General features: G+C 31.2%; 2 protein-coding genes and 1 pseudogene. 1 reads left to right on the forward strand and 2 read right to left on the reverse strand.

Annotated elements, in window-relative coordinates; translation table 11 throughout:
- Positions 1–279, forward strand: a 279-nt coding sequence (locus tag ETU10_RS11205) for a hypothetical protein (protein WP_185145100.1), incomplete at its 5' end; no start/stop codon positions are given.
- A 182-nt stretch (positions 280–461) separates the two neighbouring features.
- Here ETU10_RS11205 and ETU10_RS10520 read toward each other — a convergent pair.
- A complete protein-coding gene (locus tag ETU10_RS10520) occupies positions 462–755 on the reverse strand; it encodes a hypothetical protein (RefSeq protein WP_146312115.1) in 294 nt (97 codons plus the stop codon).
- 5 nt (positions 756–760) lie between these two features.
- Positions 761–1,537: pseudogene (locus tag ETU10_RS11255) on the reverse strand (RHS repeat-associated core domain-containing protein); the annotation flags it as partial.
- Between the last annotated feature and the right edge of the window lie 63 nt (positions 1,538–1,600).

The raw sequence follows: 1,600 nt of genomic DNA on the forward strand, positions 1-1,600 counted from the left end.
AATCTTAACAATGATTTTTCAAATGAAAACAAAAACCTAAACCCTAAAGACTTCTTAAAGTCTCTGGAAAACTTTCCCTTTATAGAAAGCTACCAAGAATTGGGTTTTACTCTTAAATCGCTATGTAAACTAACCCAAACAGCGCTTACCATGGACAGCTCCTACCCCAATCTATCTGTGCATAATTCCTGGGATATTTATAACATCCTTAATCTTATTCATTCTCTTATCCCTGAGAGCGAATGGGAACTATTGGACAGGTTAAATAAAATGGATTAAAACAAAAACCCCCGCTTTGTAGCGGGGGTTTTTGTTTGATTTTTTATCGTTATTCTGCTACTATCCACCTTATCAAATGAATCATTGTATATAAATTTAAGCTTTATAAATTTTTCATTATTTTTTTAAATTAATATTCCCGTAATCTATGGCATTTCGAGATACATTAAATGGTTTTTAATTTATATAATTATTTGCTTAATTAATTTTGCATCTGAAAAATATTCTACTTTAACTTCACCTAGTTCCTTTTTTATATCTTTTGCTAATTTAATCCCTTCTTTATCTAAATTCTCTATTGTAATAAGATTTAAATAACCCTTGTAATGCTCTTCATGATAATTTTTTAACCAATTATTAATTTTTCTTTTTAAAACTTCTGATAAACTCAAAGAATTTAATTCAATGTATCCCCCGTTATAAGTGTCTCTTATACCTGTCCCTCCCAAATTTGCATCAACTATTAAATACTTCATTTTCATTACTTTTTTGAATGTGGTCTAAAAAACCTATGATCTATAATTCCATTTTTGTCTCTTCCTATTTCAAAGACACCATCTTTTCCATTCATACTACCTTCTTTTCGGAAAATTTGATATCCATCTGGCTTATTAATTGGCTTAGTTGAAAGTATTTCCTTATCATAACTATATGGGAAATTATGACTTTTAGGATCTTCAACTCCCCTACCTCTAACTCTATCTGCATACTTAAAATCATTAACTCTTTTTTCATTACTTATAATTGGAGAAGTATCGCTTTCAGCCACTAATTTTTTTCCCAAACCATATCCAGCAGGAGAATACTTTATAAGTGCTTTAGTCATATTTTCATCTGCCTGATCATATGGTTTTTTTTCTACTCCCCAGTAATCTGAATCTCCTCCTAATTTTTCATTTATCCAATTCCCAAATTCTCTAAGAGTATTTGAAGTATTTTTATGATATAATTTTCCTCCTATTTCTTCCAGTATATCCTGACCTTTAGGATTTACTCCACTTGGTAAATCTTTGCCTACATATGTCCATCCTTTTCTAGTAGTTTCTTGACTAGTTGCATTTTCATCATATAAATATTTTCCGTATTTATTCTTAATCCAATCTTCCGTACTTTCCCCCTCCATCCCCGTAGGATCAGTATAATTTATTGGATTCTGATAGGTATATTGATACGGAGTCATGGTTTTTTCAAACAGTGGATCTACTGATATAAAGATACTTTCCCTTGGATTATAGTATCTAGCACCGTAATAGTATAATCCCGTCTCTGCTCCATTTTTTTACTTTCGCCTTCATCCTCCTTTACTCGCGCGTGCTTTCTC

This window comes from Apibacter muscae (genome assembly GCF_007845595.1).
Taxonomy (GTDB): domain Bacteria; phylum Bacteroidota; class Bacteroidia; order Flavobacteriales; family Weeksellaceae; genus Apibacter; species Apibacter muscae.